Raw genomic sequence first — 16,830 nt, 5'->3', positions numbered from 1 at the left:
TATCCACATCCGCGTCGAGCGACAAGCGGGCGCCATTCGGCAGGCTGACTTCCATCACACCGCGCCGCACGCTCTTGCGCGCCCCCTCGCTGGCGTGGCGGCCATCTTCGCAACCGGTAACGACGACGGCGCCAGAGCCGGGCTCACCAGAGTTGGCTTCAACTCCAGAACCTCCACGGGAACGAAGGTTTGTGCGGCCGCGGTCTCTTTCGCCGGCGCGCGCCGACGATCCAGCCAGCCTTCGCGCGAACGCCGTAGCCATTTGAAAATCAGATTGGCGTTCAATCCGTGCCGCCGCGCAACCGCCGCTACGGACGCGCCAGACGTCAACGCCTCCGCGACAATCCGCTGCCGTTCTTCAAGGCTCCACGCGCGCCGCTTGACGCCATCCTTCGCCGCCGACATTTGGTGTCCACCTCTTCGATGGTGGATACCTAACCAACTCCATATGCGTTCCGGCAGGCGGTCGTCACATCACGGTTACTCTGCTGGTCGCGTGTCCGCCGGCGCTTCCATGAACTCCCCGCCGCTGGCGCTGCGCCGATCGCTTCGCAGGCGCTCGAACGCATCGGCGCGCTATACGCCATCGAGAGCGACATCCGCGGACGCAGCCCCGACGGGCGTCGTGACGCGCGGCAGGAAAAATCCCGCCCCATCCTCGACGCCCTCGAGCCATGGCTGCACGAAAAGCTCGCGCTGATCAGCCAGAAGACCAGGCTCGCCGGGGCGATCCGCTACGCGCTCTCGCGCTGGGACGGCCTGACGCGCTTCATCGACGACGGGCGCATCGAGATCGACTCCAACATCGTCGAGCGCGCCATTCGCCCCATCGCCCTAAATTGCAAGAATGCGCTCTTCGCCGGCTCCGGCGGCGGGGCCGAAAATTGGGCGATCGTCGCCTCGCTCATCGAGACCTGCAAACTCAATGACGTCGATCCGCAGGGTTACATGGCCGACGTCCTCACGAAGATCGTCAACGGCCATCTCATGAGCAAGCTCGACGAGCTCATGCCCTGGGCCTACGCCCCGCCGGTCACTCTCAGAGACGTGGCCTGAAAACAGCGCTTACAATCTACTCTCGCAGTCGCAAATTACACATTCATCCGGACCCTCGCTATCCTACAAACGGGTGTCATTGATCATTGCCCTTTCATTTCTTCTTGTTTCGTCGAAGAGTTCCGGGCGGGTGGTCGAAAAATCGCCGGAACGCCGCATTGAAGTGATTCACGTGAGAGTACCCTGCGCGCTCGGCCATTATCTTCAACGGCAAGTCTGTCTGCTCTACACAGTCACGAGCAAATCTAATGCGATGTTCAGTTATGAATGAATGAATGAATGGTTACACCATACTGCCTGACGAACTCAGCGTTAACCCATCTTATTCAGCGATGAGGTCATTTTGGGTTGGCGAGCGTAGCGTAGGATTTTGAATTAGCGTATACATTAGTTTCTTACGCTGATCCCTCACACCATCGCATCGCAGCCACACTCGCCATGACCGAAAGTATCCCCCTCCCGTTCTCGTTTCCAGCCGTTGGCCGCAAGAAGATCACTGCAGCCTTCGACGGTGGACGCATCACCTCGGATGCTGGGGTGATGCTTTTGGGGCAAGCCGAGCATCGTCCGGGTCTGGCCGACAAGCTCGCCGCCGTCATTGCCGATCCGCGTAATCCTTTGTTGATCACCCATTCGCTCACCAGCATTTTTCGTGCGCGCATTCTCGCTATCGCTTGCGGTAACGAGGATGCGGACGATCTCGATCATCTGCGCAAGGATCCGGTCTTCAAGATCGCTTGCGGGCGCTTGCCCGATACGGGGAACGATTTGTACTCGCACCCGACCATGTTGCGTTGGGAGAATGCGCCGGCTTTGCGCGAAATCGTGAAGCTCGGCGGCGTGCTGATCGATCTTTATTGCGCCAGCTACTCCACGCCTCCGAAAGCCGTCACGCCCGATATCGACGACACTTGCAACATCGTGCATGGGCATCAGCAACTGTCGCTGTTCAATGCTCATTACGACGAGCGCTGCTTCCTGCCGATCCATATTTACGACAACGCGACCGGACGCCCTGTCGCCATCATTCTACGTCCGGGAAAGACGCCGACCGGCAAGGAAGTGCGCGGTCATTTGCGCCGGATCGTCCACCGCATCCGCGCCCATTGGCCGACGACCAGGATCACCATTCGGGGCGACGGTCACTACGGCCGCCACGAGGTGATGGATTGGTGTGAGGACAATGGCCTCGATTATGTTTTCGGCCTGTCTGGCAATAAGCTTCTCGCCGCCGCCGTCGAAGAAAAGGCCGACGACATCCGCACCCGTCGCGCATTGGAACAGTTGGTCGTCCTGCGCGACTATGCGCAAACGAACTACGCCGCCAAATCCTGGCGGGCCGAGCGCCGCGTCTGCGCCCGCATCGAAGCGACGGAAATGGTGCTGGATATCCGCTACGCTGTCACCAACATCACGACTGGCTCAGCCGAACATATCTGCGACACGCTCTATTGCGCGCGTGGCCAGATGGAAAATCTGATCAAATTGCACAAGAGCCAGCTGGCGTCGGATGGCGCCTCCTGCCGGGAGCCGCTCGCCAATCAGATGCGGCTCTTCCTGCATACAGCCGCCTATTGGCTGATGCTCGAATTGCGCGACGCCATTCCAAAGCCTCATCCACTCGCCGTCGCTGAATTTGCCACCTTTCGCGAGAAGCTGCTCAAGATCGGCGCGCGCGTCGTCGAGACCGCAACCCGCATCAGCCTTGCGCTCGCCAGCGCCTGCCCGCAAGCCGAGCCATTCCGATGTCTGGCCGGCGCGTTGCAGCCGGCAGGACCGTGAACGACGGGGCCGAGACTACGTCCGGAAGCCCCAGATAGCCCGTCCTTTCATCTCCAACGCGTTCAAAAAGTCCGGACCTCACTCAACGGTAAAGCGCAAAGCGAACCCGCGTCCACGATCATGTCGCGGAAAAACTCAGCAAAGCTCGTCGGCTGTGCGAATAGGACGGGTTAAAGGCGGCTACGAAGCCTCGGTGCCACAGGGTCAACAGATCCAGTCGCGCATTTTCCTGTTCCTGATTGCGAATATATTCCCGCATCAGTTCCTTGTCCCGGCCGACCGTCGAAACGAAATATCCCCTCGCCCAAAAATGTTCGCCAACGAAACTGCGTTTGAGTTCGCCACGGACCCGCGTCAGATGGATCGCGCTCTTGCTGTTGATGTATCCCGTCACTTGGGAAACCGCATATTTCGCCGGGATCGCGAGCATCGTGTGGAAATGGTTGAGCATAATATCCCCCTCCTCGATCAGGCTTTCCTTTTGTGCGGCAAGCCTCTTGAACACCTCACCAAGACGCGGGCGAAGACGACCCTAAAGCGTTCGTCTGCGATATTTCGGGATGAACACGACATGGCATTTGCAGTCCCATTTCGTGTGGCTTAGGCTCTAATACTCGTCCATCGTGGAATTTCATCGTCGTGTGCTTGGCGGCTCGCAAGAGGAAATGTCCTCGATGGACTTCCGAAAACGTCAAGCTGCGACTGCCACCCCGGCAAAGCCGGGGGAGCTCTCACTTCGCTTTAGTGCTTTGGCGTAATAACGTCAGTCGGCACTGCACATCGCATTCATATTAAATGTTGAGCCCTTTAATAATCTCATGCGCTGCACGTTAGATACGACTATACCTGCCCGCTGACGCCAGGAAACCTGATATGGGACGCGAAGCCAATGCGTAATACATTGTTCATTCTGCGTCAGAAGTCATCCGCTCGATCGCTGATTGGAGTATTCGGACTGCCTCACCCTTGTCCGCCGTGGCAAGATTGACCGCCACGAGAAGCCCTTCGCGCTCTTCGTGAATAAGAGCCAACGCATCCGCGCTTTTCATTCGTGTTATTTTGTATGTGCGAATCGGCGCACTGATTCCTTTCACATGCAGTATAGTTTGCTCTTCTGCTTCTATCGCATCTCGAACGAGCGACATTGTCTCATGAGATATCAAGATCGTGCCCGGGGCGGCGGATTGCTCGAGTCGCGCCGCGACGTTAACCTGATGGCCTACAATCGTGTAATCCATGCGTTCCTGACTTCCGAAATCTCCAACTGTACAATATCCTGTGTTGATCCCGATACGTATCTGGAACCGGTTGTCCAAACCCTGCTGGCGCCATCTGCTCTCGAGGTGACGTGTCATCGATTGCATCTCTATCGCCATCGAGACGCAAGCCAGCGCGTCCTCCTTGACGCCTCGTGTCTCTGGGTCGCCGAAAAAGATCATCACAGCGTCGCCGATATATTTATCTATCGTTGCGCCGTGCCGCAGAGCGATGATGGCCATTTCGTTCAGATATTCGTTGAGCATTCGTGTAATATCTTCAGACTCCAGCCGCTCCGTCATTTCACTGAAGCCGACGATATCCGAGAAAAAGATCGTCAACTTTTTCCGCTTCGCCGAAATCGACGAGACCTGGTTGTTCCTGAACAGAGTTCCATACAGTTGGGGCGAAAGATATTTCGAAAGACGGGCCGAAAGCCTCTCCAGCTCTGTGTTTCTTTCCTCCAGAGCGAGGGTTCGTTCCTTTACGACCGAATCGAGGATCTTTTCGCGATCGAGAAAATCCTGGGCCATCTTATTGAAGACCCGCGCCAACTGTCCCACTTCATCATTGCGTATTTCAACGTCTGAAAGTTCGCCCGCCGAAAAGGCCCGGCGTTCGACATTGCGCGCAGCATTCGTTATCGCCACCACCGGCGCCGTCTGCCGCCGTGCGATCAAGGCGGCCATGGCGGCTCCGAAGAGAGTAATCGCCGCCGCAATCCCGAGGGCTGCTTCGATTTGCAGAGAAATGATGTTTTTGAGGCGATTGGTCGGGATCCGGATTAGAGCAGCCCCAATTACAGCGCCCTCATCACTATTTATCGGAGAAATCACGCTGAGCGTGTCGTTACTCTTTACCGATCGCGATTCTCCGCTTTCGATGACGGCGCGAACCGGGAGCAGCTCCTGCTCGCTCAAATGGTCGTCCCCGACTTTCTTGCGCGCTGTTTTGGGGCTCGCGATCAAGTCCGAATCCTTGTTGAAAACGAAGATCGCGTCGATCTCACCAGCGCCAAGAAGATTGTCGATGGCGCGCGGGAGGCCAATCTGTTCCGTGAGGGCGCCGAGATACTTCGCATTATAGCCGACCTGAACGATGCGGGGTTTGTCGACGCCGCCTACGCCGACATATTTGAACTTCTCGTTGTCAATTTCACGTTTTCGGGCTTCCTGAACAATTACGTTCTTGCGGCCTGTCAGCAAGTCCCAAAACTCGTATGCCTGCGGCTGTTCCAGAGCCGAAGAACTGAATGCGAAATCACTATGTTCGTTCTTATGAATATAGGCGTGGCCATTTTCATCGGTGACCCAGAACTCGTCGAGAATTGTCTTGCCCGTGATGGCGGTCAACCGATTGTTTATCTCGATTGCGCTCATGCCGGCTTTTTCCGCGGCGGCGACAAACTGCGCCAGAAGCTCTGCCGTGACAACCATATGCTCGGACAGCATCTGCTCCACTTCGAGCGGAAGCTCACGCGCGAGGCTGGCGCTTCTCGCCAGGAGTCGGGCGACGCTCTCGCCCTGGACTTCAGCTTCTGCAAGGGTGGCGCGATAATAGGACCACGACAGGAGAGCAGACGACATCAGCGTTGCGCTAACGCTCATTGCGGCGACCAGCGCAACGAGGCGGGAGGCAAAGCTAAGTTCGACAGGCCACATGTACATACTCGCGTTTTTCACCCTGCATTTCGACAGAGCATACCAAATTTCATTTTTGCGCCCATCCGGGCAAGCGATGCTTTCGACGTTTCCACGGTTCCCTCGGCGTTCTCCTCATGGATTCGGCGAGGGGCGGGTTGGGAGGCGAAGTCTTTCAACCGCAATTCCCGGTCTGTCTCGACGTGGCCTCCGCGGCATGCGCTGACGGAGAGGGGGCTTGCAACGCGGCCCCAAGGTAAAGATAGTCGCGCAAAACAGGTCCCGCCAAATTTCAACATGAGCGCTCGACGCTGGACGGTCGCGGGATACGAGGAACGCACCCGTGCGCGAGGATATCATGTCTACCCCTGCCCTTTTTTATCTGCTTGGCGTTATGCTCCTCGTCGAGCCGGCCTTTGCCGCCGAAACGCCGCCGCCCGCCGTACTGGTCGAGGCGGCGGAACTCCGTTCGCTCGCGCGTCAAAGGGATTTTGTCGGCCGGGTCGAGTCTCTCGAAAAAGTTGAACTGCGGGCTCGGGTGACAGGCCAGCTCGGGCCCCGGCGCTTTCAGGACGGCGACAAGGTGAAAACCGGCCAGGTCCTGTTCGAGATCGAGCGCGCTCCCTATGAGGCGACCGTCGCCCAACGCGAAGCGCAGGTTCTCCAGGCGCAGGCGGCGCAAGCCAACGCCGAACAGCAATTGCGGCGCGCCAAGGCGCTCGTGAAGACGAAGGCGATTTCAGAGGCGGAAGTCGATCGGCTGACCGCCGATGAATTGCGCGCCGCGGGACAGGTGAAAGAAGCCAAGGCCGCTCTCGACCTCGCGCGCATCAATCTCTCCTATACGACGATCGTCTCCCCCATCGATGGAAGGATCGGTCGCGCGAATGTCACGCCCGGAAATCTGGTCGGCCCCGACTCCGGCGTGCTTGCCACCATCGTCCGCGACGAGGAAGTGCGGATCCTTTTCCCGGTCAGCCAGAAGGAAATTCTCGAGGCGCGCCGCAATGGCTTCAAGGGCGGCAACTCGACGGTGTTCGTGAAGCTCGCCGACGGCACATTTCTGAAAGACCTCGGGCAGCTCGACTTCCTCGACGTTATCGTCGATCCGAGAACCGATGGACAGATCGTTCGCGCCACTGTCCAGAATCACGACCATCTTTTGACCGACGGTCAGACCCTGCGGGTGATGGTCGAGCAGCCGGCCGCGACGCGGGTCGTCGCTGTTCCCCAGGTGGCGGTCGCCTCCGATCAGGCCGGGCCTTACGTGTTCGTCGTGAACGACAAGAACCAGATCGAACGGCGTCCCGTCAAAGTCACGGATCAGCGCGAGGGCTATATTGCCGTCTCCGAGGGCGTGAACGCTGGCGAGCGCGTCGTGGTGCAGGGTCAGCAGCGCGTAAAGCCGGGGCTGACCGTGACGCCGCAAATGGCGCCGCGAGCGACGAAGTAACGGAGACCGCTCATGCTCTCCTCCGTTTTCATTCGTCGGCCGCGACTCGCTCTCGTCATCTCCATCGTCATCACGGTAGCGGGACTCATCGCCTATTTCGCCCTGCCGGTCGCGCAGTTTCCCGACATCGTGCCGCCGCAGGTGCAGGTGACGGCGGTCTATCCGGGCGCCGACGCCAGCGCGGTAGAACAGGGCGTCGCCCAGATCATCGAGCCCGCCGTCAATGGCGTTGAAAAAATGATCTATATGAAGTCCACCTCCGGCGCCGACGGCAGCTATACCTTGCTCGTCAGCTTCGAGGTTGGCTCCAATTCCGATCTCGACTCGGTGAATGTCACCAATCGCGTCAATCAGGTCATCGCGCAATTGCCGCCGGAGGTGCAACGCCTCGGCGTCACGGTGAAGAAGCGCTCCGCCGCGATGGTGCAGGTTGTCACCTTCTATTCGCCGGATGGATCGAAGGACGCGCTGTTTCTGTCCAATTATGCGACGATCAATGCGCTCGATCGGCTCGCACGCGTGCCGGGCGTCGGCGAGGCGCTATTGTTCGGGCCTCTCGATTACTCCATGCGCTTGTGGCTCGACATAGACCGGCTGTCGAGCCTCGGACTCACGGCGGCGGACGTGGTCAAGGCGGTCGAGGCGCAGAATGTGCAGGCCGCGGTCGGCCGCATCGGCGCGGCCCCATTGGTCGACTCCGTCGATTTCCAGATCAATCTCACGGCGCAGGGCCGCATGACCTCCGTCGAGGAGTTCGAGAACATTATCGTGCGCGCGAGCGGCGAAGGCGCGCTGGTGCGCGTCAAGGACGTCGCGCGCGTCGAACTCGGCGCGAAGGTGAGCGACTCCGCTACCCGCTTCAACGGCAAGCCGGCCGCGGGCATCGGCGTCTACCAGGCGCCGGGCGCCAACGCCATCGAGACGGCCCATGGCGTGCGAAAGGTGCTGGAGGAGCTGAAGCCGCGCATGCCCGAGGGCGTCACCGCAGAGGTGATGTACGACACGACCGTCTTCGTCGAACAGACGATGGAAGCGGTGAAACACACGCTTGTCGAAGCCTTCGTGCTCGTCGGCGTCGTCGTATTCGTGTTTCTCGGCAGCCTGCGCGCGACGATCATTCCGATCGTCGCCGTGCCGGTGGCGCTCATCGGCGCCTTCGCCGTCATGCTGGCGCTGGGTTTTTCTCTCAATACAGTGTCGCTGCTCGCGCTCGTTCTGGCCATCGGCATCGTGGTCGACGACGCTATCGTGGTGGTCGAGAATGTCGAACATGTGCTGGAACACCATCCGGAGCTGACGGCGGCGGAGGCGACCGAAAAAGCGATGGGGCAGATCACTGGCCCGATCATCGCCATTACGCTGGTGCTGCTCTCGGTCTTCGTGCCCACGGCCTTCATCCCGGGCATCACCGGCCAGCTCTACAAGCAATTTGCGGTGAGCGTCTGCTTCTCGATGCTCATCTCCGCTATTGCGGCGCTCAGCCTCTCGCCGGCGCTCTGCTCGCTGGTCCTCAAGCGACGCGAGCGGCCGACTGGCGTGATGGCGAAACTTCAGGGCGGCATCGACGCCGCACGCGACGGCTATGTCAGAATGGCGCGTCCCCTTGTGCATCGAGCGCTGATCTCCGGCGCCATTGTGCTGCTTTTCGCGATTGGCGCGGGCGCGCTCGCAAAGATCGTTCCGACCGGCTTCCTCCCGGACGAGGATCAGGGCGCCTTCATGGGCGAGATCCAGCTCCCCGACGCCGCCTCGGTCTCTCGCACCACGGCCGTGCTGGAGGACGTCGAGCAGATCATCATGCAGAAGCCCTGGGCGGCGGGCGTCTTCTCGGTTTCCGGCAAGAGCTTGCTCGACGGCCTCGCCTTGTCGAACAAGGCCTTTTTCGTCGTCACCCTGAAACCTTTCGCCGAGCGCAAGGATCCGTCCATGTCGGCTTTCGCCGCCCTTGCGGAATTGCGCGCGGCCTTCCAGAGCGTGGCGGCGGCGAATATCTTTCCCTTCAACCTGCCGCCGATCATGGGTCTCGGCACAGGCTCTGGCTTCGAGTTCCAGCTTCAGAGTCTCGCGGGCGCGAAGCCTGATGAAATCGCGGCGGTCGCGCGCGGCCTGATGATCGCCGCCAGTCAGGATCCGCGACTGAAGGGCGTCTTCACCACTTTCAGCGCCTCGACGCCGCAAATCCTCGTCAAGGTCGATCGCGAAAAAGCGCAGACCTTTGGCATTCCGCCCGCCGACATTTTCAATGCGCTGCAGACCGATCTCGGGGGCGCCTATATCAACGACTTCAACCTTTTTGGCCGGACATGGCAGGTGAAGGCGCAGGCTGACGCCTCGAACCGCATGACGCCGGACGACATCTTCCGCGTGAGACTGCGCGGCGCGTCGGGCGAAATGGTGCCGCTGCGCGCCGTCGCCGACATCGACATCGTCAACGCGCCGGCGTCGATCGTGCGCTACAACAATCTGCGCTCCGTCACGCTCAATGGCGGCCCGGCGCCGGGATACTCCTCCGGCGAGGCGATCGCCGCTATGGAAGAAGTCGCGAAGAACAATCTGCCGAATGGATTTGGCTATGAATGGACGGGCACGGCGCTTCAGGAAAAAGCCGCCGCCGGCCAGACCGGCCGCATTCTCGGTCTCGCCGTCCTCTTCGCCTACCTCTTTCTCGTCGCGCTCTACGAAAGCTGGTCGATCCCGACGGCCGTGCTGTTTTCAGTCTCGGTGGGTCTTTTCGGGGCCATGCTGGCGCTGAAACTCACGGGGCTGGACAATAACCTGTTTGCGCAGATCGGTGTTGTGGTGCTAATCGCGCTCGCTGCAAAGAACGCGATTCTCATTGTCGAATTCGCCACGGAGCGACGCCGCGCCGGCCTTTCCATACGTGACGCTGCGCTCGAAGCCGCGGGCCTGCGCTTTCGCGCGGTGATGATGACCTCCTTCGCCTTCATCCTCGGCCTCGTGCCGCTGGTGAAGGCGACGGGCGCCGGCGCCGCGACGCAACGTGCGGTCGGCACCTCCGTATTTGGCGGCATGCTGGCGGCGAGCCTTGTCGGCGTCTTCCTGATCCCGGGGCTTTACGTCATCATCCAGACGCTGCGCGAGCGAATCCGTGGACAACAAGTTCCGGCCGTCGCCCCCGAGGCGCCAAGCGATCCGCCCGAAGCGCATTGAGGAACGCGCGGCAAAAGATCCGGAAAATCGGGACGCAATGAAGAAAAGCCGGGGGCGACCAGCGCCTCCCGGCTTTTCCTTTTCAAACCCGAGCTTGGGTCACAGTTCAGCGAACCGCCGGCAACGCCTTAGCCCGGTTCTTCGACTGAGCCTGTGTGAAGGCGAGGCAGGTCGGATGTCCAAAACCGCCTGCGCTCACGCCCGTGCCGCCATTGGGATTCGGGGTGATGTCGAAGACGATGTTGTCCGGGCGCGCCGCATCGCCGGAAACGCCGCCGATCGTCGCGAGATAGTCCAGATTGAGATTGCGGCGCAGGCGCCACGCGACGAGGTGGTCCTCGCAAGAGGTGTCGCCGCTGACGCCGACGCCCCCAACCTTCACGCCGCCTTGGGCGTAAAGACCCAGACCGCCGCCGAAGACGTTGATGCCGCCGATGACCTGACCGATCATCGGGTCAGACGCCGTGCCATAGGTCGCCGTATCGATCGGGCCGGCGTATACGCCGCCGGGGCTGATCTTGTCGCCATAGGCGCCAGCCGCCGCGACCGGATTGCTGTGCTGCAGACCATAGAGGCTGCCGCCGGGGTTGACCGCCGAATAAAGATTGGCGGATGACAGCGCCAGCTTACCCGTCGCCAGCGGCAGTCCCGACCCCGAGTTGGCAGTCGGACCAAGGCTGAGCGTCGCGGCCGTAAACGCCTTTTGGGCGGAAATGACGCGGCTCGCAAGCCATTGGCCCTGAATGGGGTCGCCGCTCGAATTGGCGACCGCGCAAACAACGCCATCCGCTGCGACGACCGTCGCCCACATGTTGAGACCGAGACCAAGGCCGTTCGGGCCCGTCTGAACAATCGCGTTCTTCAGAGCCGTTTTAAGTTGAGCGTTCGAGATATTCGGGCAGGGAGCGTTCGCCGCAAACGCGCCAGTCGAGAAAAAGCAGGCGGCAGCGCCTGCGATCAACATCTTCTTAAGCATAGCCCCTCCAGAGAGAAAATTTAATTGGTCGCCCGAACTGCAAAGAAAAAACGCCACCGACAGATGAGGCGACGATCGTGCGTACCAAAAAGCAACATGAAACGCAATCCGGTAATAATGTTGCGCACACTCCAAATGTTGCAAACATGATACACTCATGAGCAAATCATCCAACCTGATTGGCGTGATATACAAAGCTGCGGCTTTTTATGGCATTTCTTTTCTCCAAGGGCGCGACGACGGAGACGCCTTGACAGTAATCGCTATAGGAGTTTCGATATGGCCAAGAATTTCTGCGCCGCAACATTTCTTGTTTGTTACTTTTCAGCCGCCGCCAGCTTCGCGGCCGACCTGCCATCTTACAAGGCTCCGCCGCCGCCCCCACCGCCGATGATGACATGGACGGGCTTTTATGTGGGTCTCAACGCCGGCGGAACATGGGGCCAAAGCAGCAGCGCCAATCTGTCTTCCTTCGCGCTTTTCAATGATCCGCTGTGGTTTCAGGGAAATGCCTTCGCATCGAGCGCGTGGGGCGCAGTTCCCACAAGCAATGCGAGCGGCTTCATCGGCGGCGGCCAGATCGGCTATAATTGGCAATTTGGGGGCTCCTTCCTTACTGGCGTCGAAGCCGACATTCAGGGCATAGCCGCGAGCAGCGGCCGCAGCAACGTCACAGGCGTCGCCTTCAACGCATTGACCGGCGCCATGGCGATGACGACGACGGACGTCAGCAAGCGGCTCGATTACCTCGGCACGGTGCGCGGGCGACTGGGCTATCTCGTCACGCCGACGTTGCTGGCGTATGGAACGGGCGGTCTCGCCTATGGCGGCGTTGGGCTCAACGCCTCGCAATTCTCCTTCGATACGGGCGCCTTTTTCGGGGCGGGGATCGGCAATACGACATTCAGCAACACGCTCGTTGGCTGGACCGCGGGCGGCGGCGTGGAATGGATGTTCATGCCGGGCTGGAGCGCAAAGGGCGAGTATCTCTATTATGATCTGGGATCAACGACGAACAATCTTGCGCCGGTTGCAGGCCTGGCCAATGTTTTCAACCTGCCTCCCGGATCAATCGGCTACGCCTATGCGTCGAACGTCTCGTCCCGCTACAATGGCCATATCGTCCGGGCCGGCGTGAATTACCATTTCAACTGGGGAAGCTCCGCCCTCCCAGGTTTCTGATCGAGATCGGACGACTTGCCATGAGGCGGGAAACGCAACGGGCAGTTGCCAGTGGATAATGATGAGGACGCCCGGCCGCCGCGAACGGCCGGGCGTGCTTATTTCCTGCATATCAATTTGCGGATGAGAACCTTAAATAAAGACGCGCTCACATCGTTTCCAACCGAGCGTTGCTCGAACTTTCCATTACCGCAGGTCCTGCCGCCCCGGGGGGATTGCAACATCTCGCCGTCGCCCGCGTATGAACCCGCCCTATTCGAGCGGACCGATCTGATCGAGCGCCATTTGAAGAGGCGCACTGGACATTCTGATAAGTCCCTTGTTTGGCGAGTCCAGATCAAGCGTCAGATGGATCGCCATCGCCATGGCTGATGCGACAACCACCATGGTTCCAACGGCCACCCAGTTTCGCGGAGCTACAATTCCGTAACTGACGAAAACGCCGGCCAGCCAGAAAATGAGGATGGCGAGAAAGGGCCACTGTATATTGCCTTCCGAGCCCGAATATTTCAGCCAACGAAAAGCGGCGAGTTCGCTGCTGAGCGTGAGCGCCGACGACCTGAGCCAGGTTTCGCGATCACTTTCAGGACTCAACTCGAACAATTTGATCTGTAACTTGTTGACGCCAATTCCCTTGCGAGTCTTTTCCGTATTGAAGCCTTCGTCGGCGGCGATCTCTATCCGCTCGATGCCTTTCGCAACAATTCGGCGCAACGCCTCCCGACTCTCTCTCGCTTTCGGTCCATATTTCGCCAATGTCGAATCGAGCGCGATGATCTTCGACGCGCTGTTTTCGACCTCGTTTGTCCTCAAATCGAAAGAGGCCGTGGCGGAGGCGATGATCAGACCGAGAGTCAGCGTGGCGAGCGCGACCAGCATGCGTCGCGCCTCCTTGATCAAATCACGATTGCGGTCTGTCAACTGCCCTTCGGGCAGGACATATCCGGCCCACATGCCGCCAAGCGACGCCGCCATGAAGCACGCGAAAGAAAACAGGCTGACTCCGATCGGGTACACGATAAGGCTCTCCAGCAGGTCTATCGCGCGATCGCGCGCGATTTCACCGAGGCGGAGAATAACGATCCATTCGCTGATTTTCAAAAGCGCCGGCCGACGGGATGTTTGCAATCGCGCATTCGGTCTTGGTTCAGGCCCTGTTCCCGGGTTATCAGTATGGCGCGCCATCCGAAGTTTCGGCGCTTCTCTCGGCACGCGCCCGATTGCTGGGGCAGTGGGGAATTGGTGAGTCCATGTTTAGCCAATCGAACAAGTCGAGCGCGATCGCGGCCTGCCTCATCGCGCTCCATACCGTCACAGTTGGCGCGACGGAGCGCCCTAAGACCCGCTGGCAGGATGGATTCGTATCGCGCGTCGAAATACTGGCGCTGCTGCAAACCTTAAACGCTAATCTGCTCGCTGGCCGTAGTGCGACAACCGTGCTGGAGAAGTGGTGCGCCGACCATAAAATGGCGGCAGAGCCAAAAGTGATCGCCCGCCGCATCGATGGTCCGGAGAAGCCCGCGAGCGCAGAAACGCGCCAACGCCTTCGCGTCGAACCGAACGAAATCGTGAAACACCGTCACGTGCAACTTTTCTGCGGCGACCACGTTCTGTCGGAAGCGGACAACTGGTATGTGCCCGCTCGTCTCACAGCGGAGATGAATCACACACTGGAAACGACGGAAACGTCATTCGGTCGAGTCGTGCAACCTTTGCGGCCGTTTCGGCAAAACATCGACGCAAAAATACTTTGGTCGCCATTGCCGCAGGGCTGGGAGTCCGGAGCCACGGCGACCGATGTGCCGAGCGACGCCGCCCCCCGTTCGATCCCCGTTCCGCATGAATTATTCGAACACCGTGCGGTGTTGTACTCTGAAGATCAGAAACCATTTTCCGAGGTCGATGAGCGATATACGAGTGAGAATCTCGACTTCGACTTTCGTCCGATATCCGCGCAATAAATTGCCGCGCGAGGGTCGGCTGACGCCCCTTTCACCGCTCCCGTCCGAGTGATCAGAGGCGCGCAGGGCTCGCGCGCCTCTCCGCGGACCCTCGGCAAACCGGTCTCCGCCAGGAATTGGCTCGCATCAGACGGGCCGGTTCTCGTTTCGATTGCGAACAGGCCCCATGCGCTGCAGCCCTTCCGTATAAGCGATAGCCTCGAAGGCGGCGTTGAAACGGAGCGCGGCGTCGGCGATTGCATCGATCTTGCCAGCCGTGGACATGCGCTTCAGCGAACCTTTGTCGAGGTAGAGCAGCTCCAGCAGCTCATTATAGACCGTCGCCTCGTCGATTGGCAGGACATGGAACGTCGCGCCGTCGATGACGACGTCATATTTGCTGAGGAGATCAATGTTGTTGCAGAAGACGAAATACTTTCCCTCCGGCGTCAGCAGCCCCTTCAACACATCTGCAAGCGCGGTGAGCGATTCGAAGGAATGCAGATAGGCTGCGAAAAAGGGGAACGTCCCCTCTCCCGCCTGCGCGACCGCGATGACCTGGTCGGCGCTCAGCTCCGGCGGACGCTTCTCATCAGCGAATTGCTGAGCGAATTTGATCGCCAGTTCGCCACGAAATCCGAAGCGCCCTGGACGCTCCGTCGGCGCCTTGAGAACCGCATTGAGCAGACGACCTTCCTTTTCCAGTCGAGCGAACGCCGTATCGTCTATCTTTGTCATCGTTGTCATCCAAAGTGTCGATTATCCGCGCGCGGCGATGTCGATGATTCCCTCGACTGTTCGGCCTGGCCGTTTTGCGCCATTCGCAAAGGGCCGTGCATGACCTTCGAGACCAGCGCGCAATGGGTGCTCGAAGACGATGCGTTCATCGATCGACCGGCAAGGGCTTTCCTGCCCTATGCGCCGCGATCCATTTTTCCAGCTCGGCGACGTGGCCGCGCTCCTCCTCGACGAATTCTTTCGCGAGAACCCTGATTTCAGGGTCGTTCGTCGTCTCGAGGATAGTCTTGTAATAGTTGTAGCCCGCCCTTTCGGCCTCGAGTGCGATCTCGAGCGCCTGCTCTCGGCCAACGAACGGGTCCGCCGCCCATATCGCCGCGGTCTCGGGGCTTTCGACGTCGGGCCAAACGAATTCGTCCGGCGTCATCTCTGGAACGTCCCGATACCCCGACCGGGTTCGCGCATCAGCGAGATGCAGGCGCGAATAATCGGCGAGCCGGCGAAACAACTTGCCGACTTCACGATTGCCGCAAGCCTCCATAGCATCAGCCAATTGCCCGAAGCGCTCGGCAGCCTCCTGCTCGAGCCTTATGGCGTAAGCGAGGAAGGTCTCGACAGACTCCATTCTCGTGCTCCCTGCCCCGTCGATGGTCAGATTGGCGTTCGACGTTCTTTCGCCATCAATCAATGAGCAGGCATGCCTCGCGTCGCCCATTCCTCGCGTGTGATCCATGCCTCCAGAACCTTGACATGTTCCGCCTCCTCCTTGACGAACTGCCTGGCCGCCGCAACCACCTCGGGCGATTTGGCGGTCGCAACGACTGCGCAATAGAATTCATAGCCGCGCCGCTCGCCTTGCAGGGCCGCCTTCAAGGCGCCAAGGCGCATGAGGGCGACGTCTCCAGACCATTGTGAGGCCTGCTCTGGCGAAGACTGGTTCGGCCAGGCGTAGTCCGGAGGAACAGACTTGGCTGGATCGATCGATTTCGCCGTCTCCTTCGCCTCGGCAAGATGTTGTCGCGAAAAGGCCGCAAGCTGGCGGAAGAGTTTCGCGATTTCCGTCGCGCCGTGCGTCTCGAGCGTAAGGGCGAGCGCCTCGAAATGCACTGCTGCGTCCTCCTCGACCTTGACCGCGTAACTGAGGAATTCATCGACCGTCGGAATTTCAGTGCCGCCCTTGAAGCGACTGGCCGCCTGGGTGACATACGGGCCCGCAGAGGGGAGCGTTTGATCACCCTCGAATTTGACGATGATGTCCTCATTACGAACGAAGCATTGGCACGCGAGACGATAGCGCGGCGGCATGTCATTCACTTCGGCGTTTTCAAGTTCCGCCTTGCTGATCTTGCCCAGTTGTTTCAGCATCTCCTTTTCCTTTTCGGTCAAGGCGACACCGTAGATTGCATTGGGATTCAGATGTTCCACTTCGACGAGGCAGGACCCGCATTCGCCATCCTGACAATCGAAGGGAATGGGAATCTTGTGAGCCTTGGCCACGGCCAAAATCGTCCCGCGATCGCCCGCGACGGCATAGACCGTAATGTCCTTCGGCATCACAGGTGATGAAAAAGTGATATTGGCCAAGGTCCGTCTCCTGATTTGCTCTCGGCTTGCGGGCGAACGACGCCACGCATC

General features: G+C 59.7%; 13 protein-coding genes and 2 pseudogenes. 6 read left to right on the top strand and 9 right to left on the bottom strand.

Annotation, left to right across the window (positions count from 1 at the left end; all coding sequences use genetic code 11):
• Positions 1-54: 54 nt before the first annotated feature.
• Entirely contained in the window at positions 55-405 is a 351-nt protein-coding gene (locus LG047_RS13940) for a transposase (RefSeq protein WP_227967401.1), read from the bottom strand.
• Positions 406-486: 81 nt separating this feature from the next.
• Between LG047_RS13940 and LG047_RS13935 the strand changes: the two are divergent.
• A pseudogene (locus LG047_RS13935) lies at positions 487-1,056 on the top strand (transposase); the annotation flags it as partial.
• 94 nt (positions 1,057-1,150) lie between these two features.
• On the opposite strand, the gene LG047_RS19785 reads toward LG047_RS13935, so the two are convergent.
• Positions 1,151-1,321 (bottom strand): helix-turn-helix domain-containing protein, encoded by a 171-nt coding sequence (locus LG047_RS19785; protein ID WP_227968499.1) that lies wholly within the window; start codon positions 1,319-1,321, stop codon positions 1,151-1,153.
• Between the two features lie 173 nt (positions 1,322-1,494).
• On the opposite strand from LG047_RS19785, the gene LG047_RS13925 reads away from it, so the two are divergent.
• Positions 1,495-2,838 carry an IS1380 family transposase gene (locus LG047_RS13925; RefSeq protein WP_227967400.1) on the top strand — a complete coding sequence of 448 codons (1,344 nt, stop codon included), beginning with the start codon at positions 1,495-1,497 and terminating at the stop codon, positions 2,836-2,838.
• Positions 2,839-3,034: 196 nt separating this feature from the next.
• On the opposite strand, the pseudogene tnpA reads toward LG047_RS13925, so the two are convergent.
• Both tnpA and LG047_RS13915 read right to left on the bottom strand, forming a co-directional pair.
• Positions 3,035-3,406: pseudogene (gene tnpA, locus LG047_RS13920) on the bottom strand (IS200/IS605 family transposase); the annotation flags it as partial.
• 337 nt (positions 3,407-3,743) lie between these two features.
• Positions 3,744-5,756, bottom strand: a complete 2,013-nt coding sequence (locus LG047_RS13915) for an adenylate/guanylate cyclase domain-containing protein (RefSeq protein WP_227967399.1) — start codon at positions 5,754-5,756, stop codon at positions 3,744-3,746.
• Between the two features lie 337 nt (positions 5,757-6,093).
• Here LG047_RS13915 and LG047_RS13910 point away from each other — a divergent pair, with 337 nt between their 5' ends.
• Both LG047_RS13910 and LG047_RS13905 read left to right on the top strand, forming a co-directional pair.
• On the top strand, positions 6,094-7,188 hold the full coding sequence (locus LG047_RS13910; protein ID WP_144259727.1) for an efflux RND transporter periplasmic adaptor subunit: 1,095 nt from the start codon (positions 6,094-6,096) through the stop codon (positions 7,186-7,188).
• A gap of 12 nt (positions 7,189-7,200) precedes the next feature.
• Positions 7,201-10,359, top strand: a complete 3,159-nt coding sequence (locus tag LG047_RS13905) for an efflux RND transporter permease subunit (protein ID WP_227967398.1) — start codon at positions 7,201-7,203, stop codon at positions 10,357-10,359.
• A gap of 106 nt (positions 10,360-10,465) precedes the next feature.
• Here LG047_RS13905 and LG047_RS13900 read toward each other — a convergent pair whose 3' ends face one another.
• Complete coding sequence (locus tag LG047_RS13900; RefSeq protein WP_227967397.1) at positions 10,466-11,335, bottom strand: heme-binding protein; 870 nt, start codon at positions 11,333-11,335, stop codon at positions 10,466-10,468.
• A 279-nt stretch (positions 11,336-11,614) separates the two neighbouring features.
• Here LG047_RS13900 and LG047_RS13895 point away from each other — a divergent pair, with 279 nt between their 5' ends.
• Positions 11,615-12,517 (top strand): outer membrane protein, encoded by a 903-nt coding sequence (locus LG047_RS13895; RefSeq protein ID WP_227967396.1) that lies wholly within the window; start codon positions 11,615-11,617, stop codon positions 12,515-12,517.
• Positions 12,518-12,769: 252 nt separating this feature from the next.
• Here LG047_RS13895 and LG047_RS13890 read toward each other — a convergent pair whose 3' ends face one another.
• Entirely contained in the window at positions 12,770-13,534 is a 765-nt protein-coding gene (locus LG047_RS13890; RefSeq protein ID WP_227967395.1) for a hypothetical protein, read from the bottom strand.
• Positions 13,535-13,635: 101 nt separating this feature from the next.
• On the opposite strand from LG047_RS13890, the gene LG047_RS13885 reads away from it, so the two are divergent.
• Positions 13,636-14,478, top strand: coding sequence for a hypothetical protein (locus tag LG047_RS13885; RefSeq protein ID WP_227967394.1), 843 nt, complete (start codon positions 13,636-13,638; stop codon positions 14,476-14,478).
• 126 nt (positions 14,479-14,604) lie between these two features.
• Here the strand turns inward: LG047_RS13885 and LG047_RS13880 are convergent, their stop codons facing one another.
• From LG047_RS13880 to LG047_RS13870, 3 genes are all read right to left on the bottom strand, one after another.
• Complete coding sequence (locus LG047_RS13880) at positions 14,605-15,204, bottom strand: hypothetical protein (RefSeq protein WP_227967393.1); 600 nt, start codon at positions 15,202-15,204, stop codon at positions 14,605-14,607.
• Between the two features lie 136 nt (positions 15,205-15,340).
• Positions 15,341-15,820 carry a ferritin family protein gene (locus LG047_RS13875; protein ID WP_227967392.1) on the bottom strand — a complete coding sequence of 160 codons (480 nt, stop codon included), beginning with the start codon at positions 15,818-15,820 and terminating at the stop codon, positions 15,341-15,343.
• A gap of 59 nt (positions 15,821-15,879) precedes the next feature.
• Entirely contained in the window at positions 15,880-16,779 is a 900-nt protein-coding gene (locus tag LG047_RS13870; RefSeq protein ID WP_227967391.1) for a ferritin family protein, read from the bottom strand.
• Between the last annotated feature and the right edge of the window lie 51 nt (positions 16,780-16,830).

Source organism: Methylocystis sp. WRRC1 (assembly GCF_020733155.1).
Lineage (GTDB): Bacteria > Pseudomonadota > Alphaproteobacteria > Rhizobiales > Beijerinckiaceae > Methylocystis.
Note: the sequence above shows the minus strand (reverse complement) of the source record. Positions and strands in the feature narration are given on the sequence as shown.

Coding starts and splice junctions, on each gene's coding strand:
- LG047_RS13910 (WP_144259727.1), top strand. CDS start 6,094: ATGTCTACCCCTGCCCTTTTTTATCTGCTTGGCGTTATGCTCCTCGTC.
- LG047_RS13900 (WP_227967397.1), bottom strand. CDS start 11,335: ATGCTTAAGAAGATGTTGATCGCAGGCGCTGCCGCCTGCTTTTTCTCG.
- LG047_RS13915 (WP_227967399.1), bottom strand. CDS start 5,756: ATGTGGCCTGTCGAACTTAGCTTTGCCTCCCGCCTCGTTGCGCTGGTC.
- LG047_RS13885 (WP_227967394.1), top strand. CDS start 13,636: ATGTTTGCAATCGCGCATTCGGTCTTGGTTCAGGCCCTGTTCCCGGGT.
- LG047_RS13905 (WP_227967398.1), top strand. CDS start 7,201: ATGCTCTCCTCCGTTTTCATTCGTCGGCCGCGACTCGCTCTCGTCATC.
- LG047_RS13925 (WP_227967400.1), top strand. CDS start 1,495: ATGACCGAAAGTATCCCCCTCCCGTTCTCGTTTCCAGCCGTTGGCCGC.
- LG047_RS13940 (WP_227967401.1), bottom strand. CDS start 405: ATGTCGGCGGCGAAGGATGGCGTCAAGCGGCGCGCGTGGAGCCTTGAA.
- LG047_RS13875 (WP_227967392.1), bottom strand. CDS start 15,820: ATGGAGTCTGTCGAGACCTTCCTCGCTTACGCCATAAGGCTCGAGCAG.
- LG047_RS13880 (WP_227967393.1), bottom strand. CDS start 15,204: ATGACAACGATGACAAAGATAGACGATACGGCGTTCGCTCGACTGGAA.
- LG047_RS13895 (WP_227967396.1), top strand. CDS start 11,615: ATGGCCAAGAATTTCTGCGCCGCAACATTTCTTGTTTGTTACTTTTCA.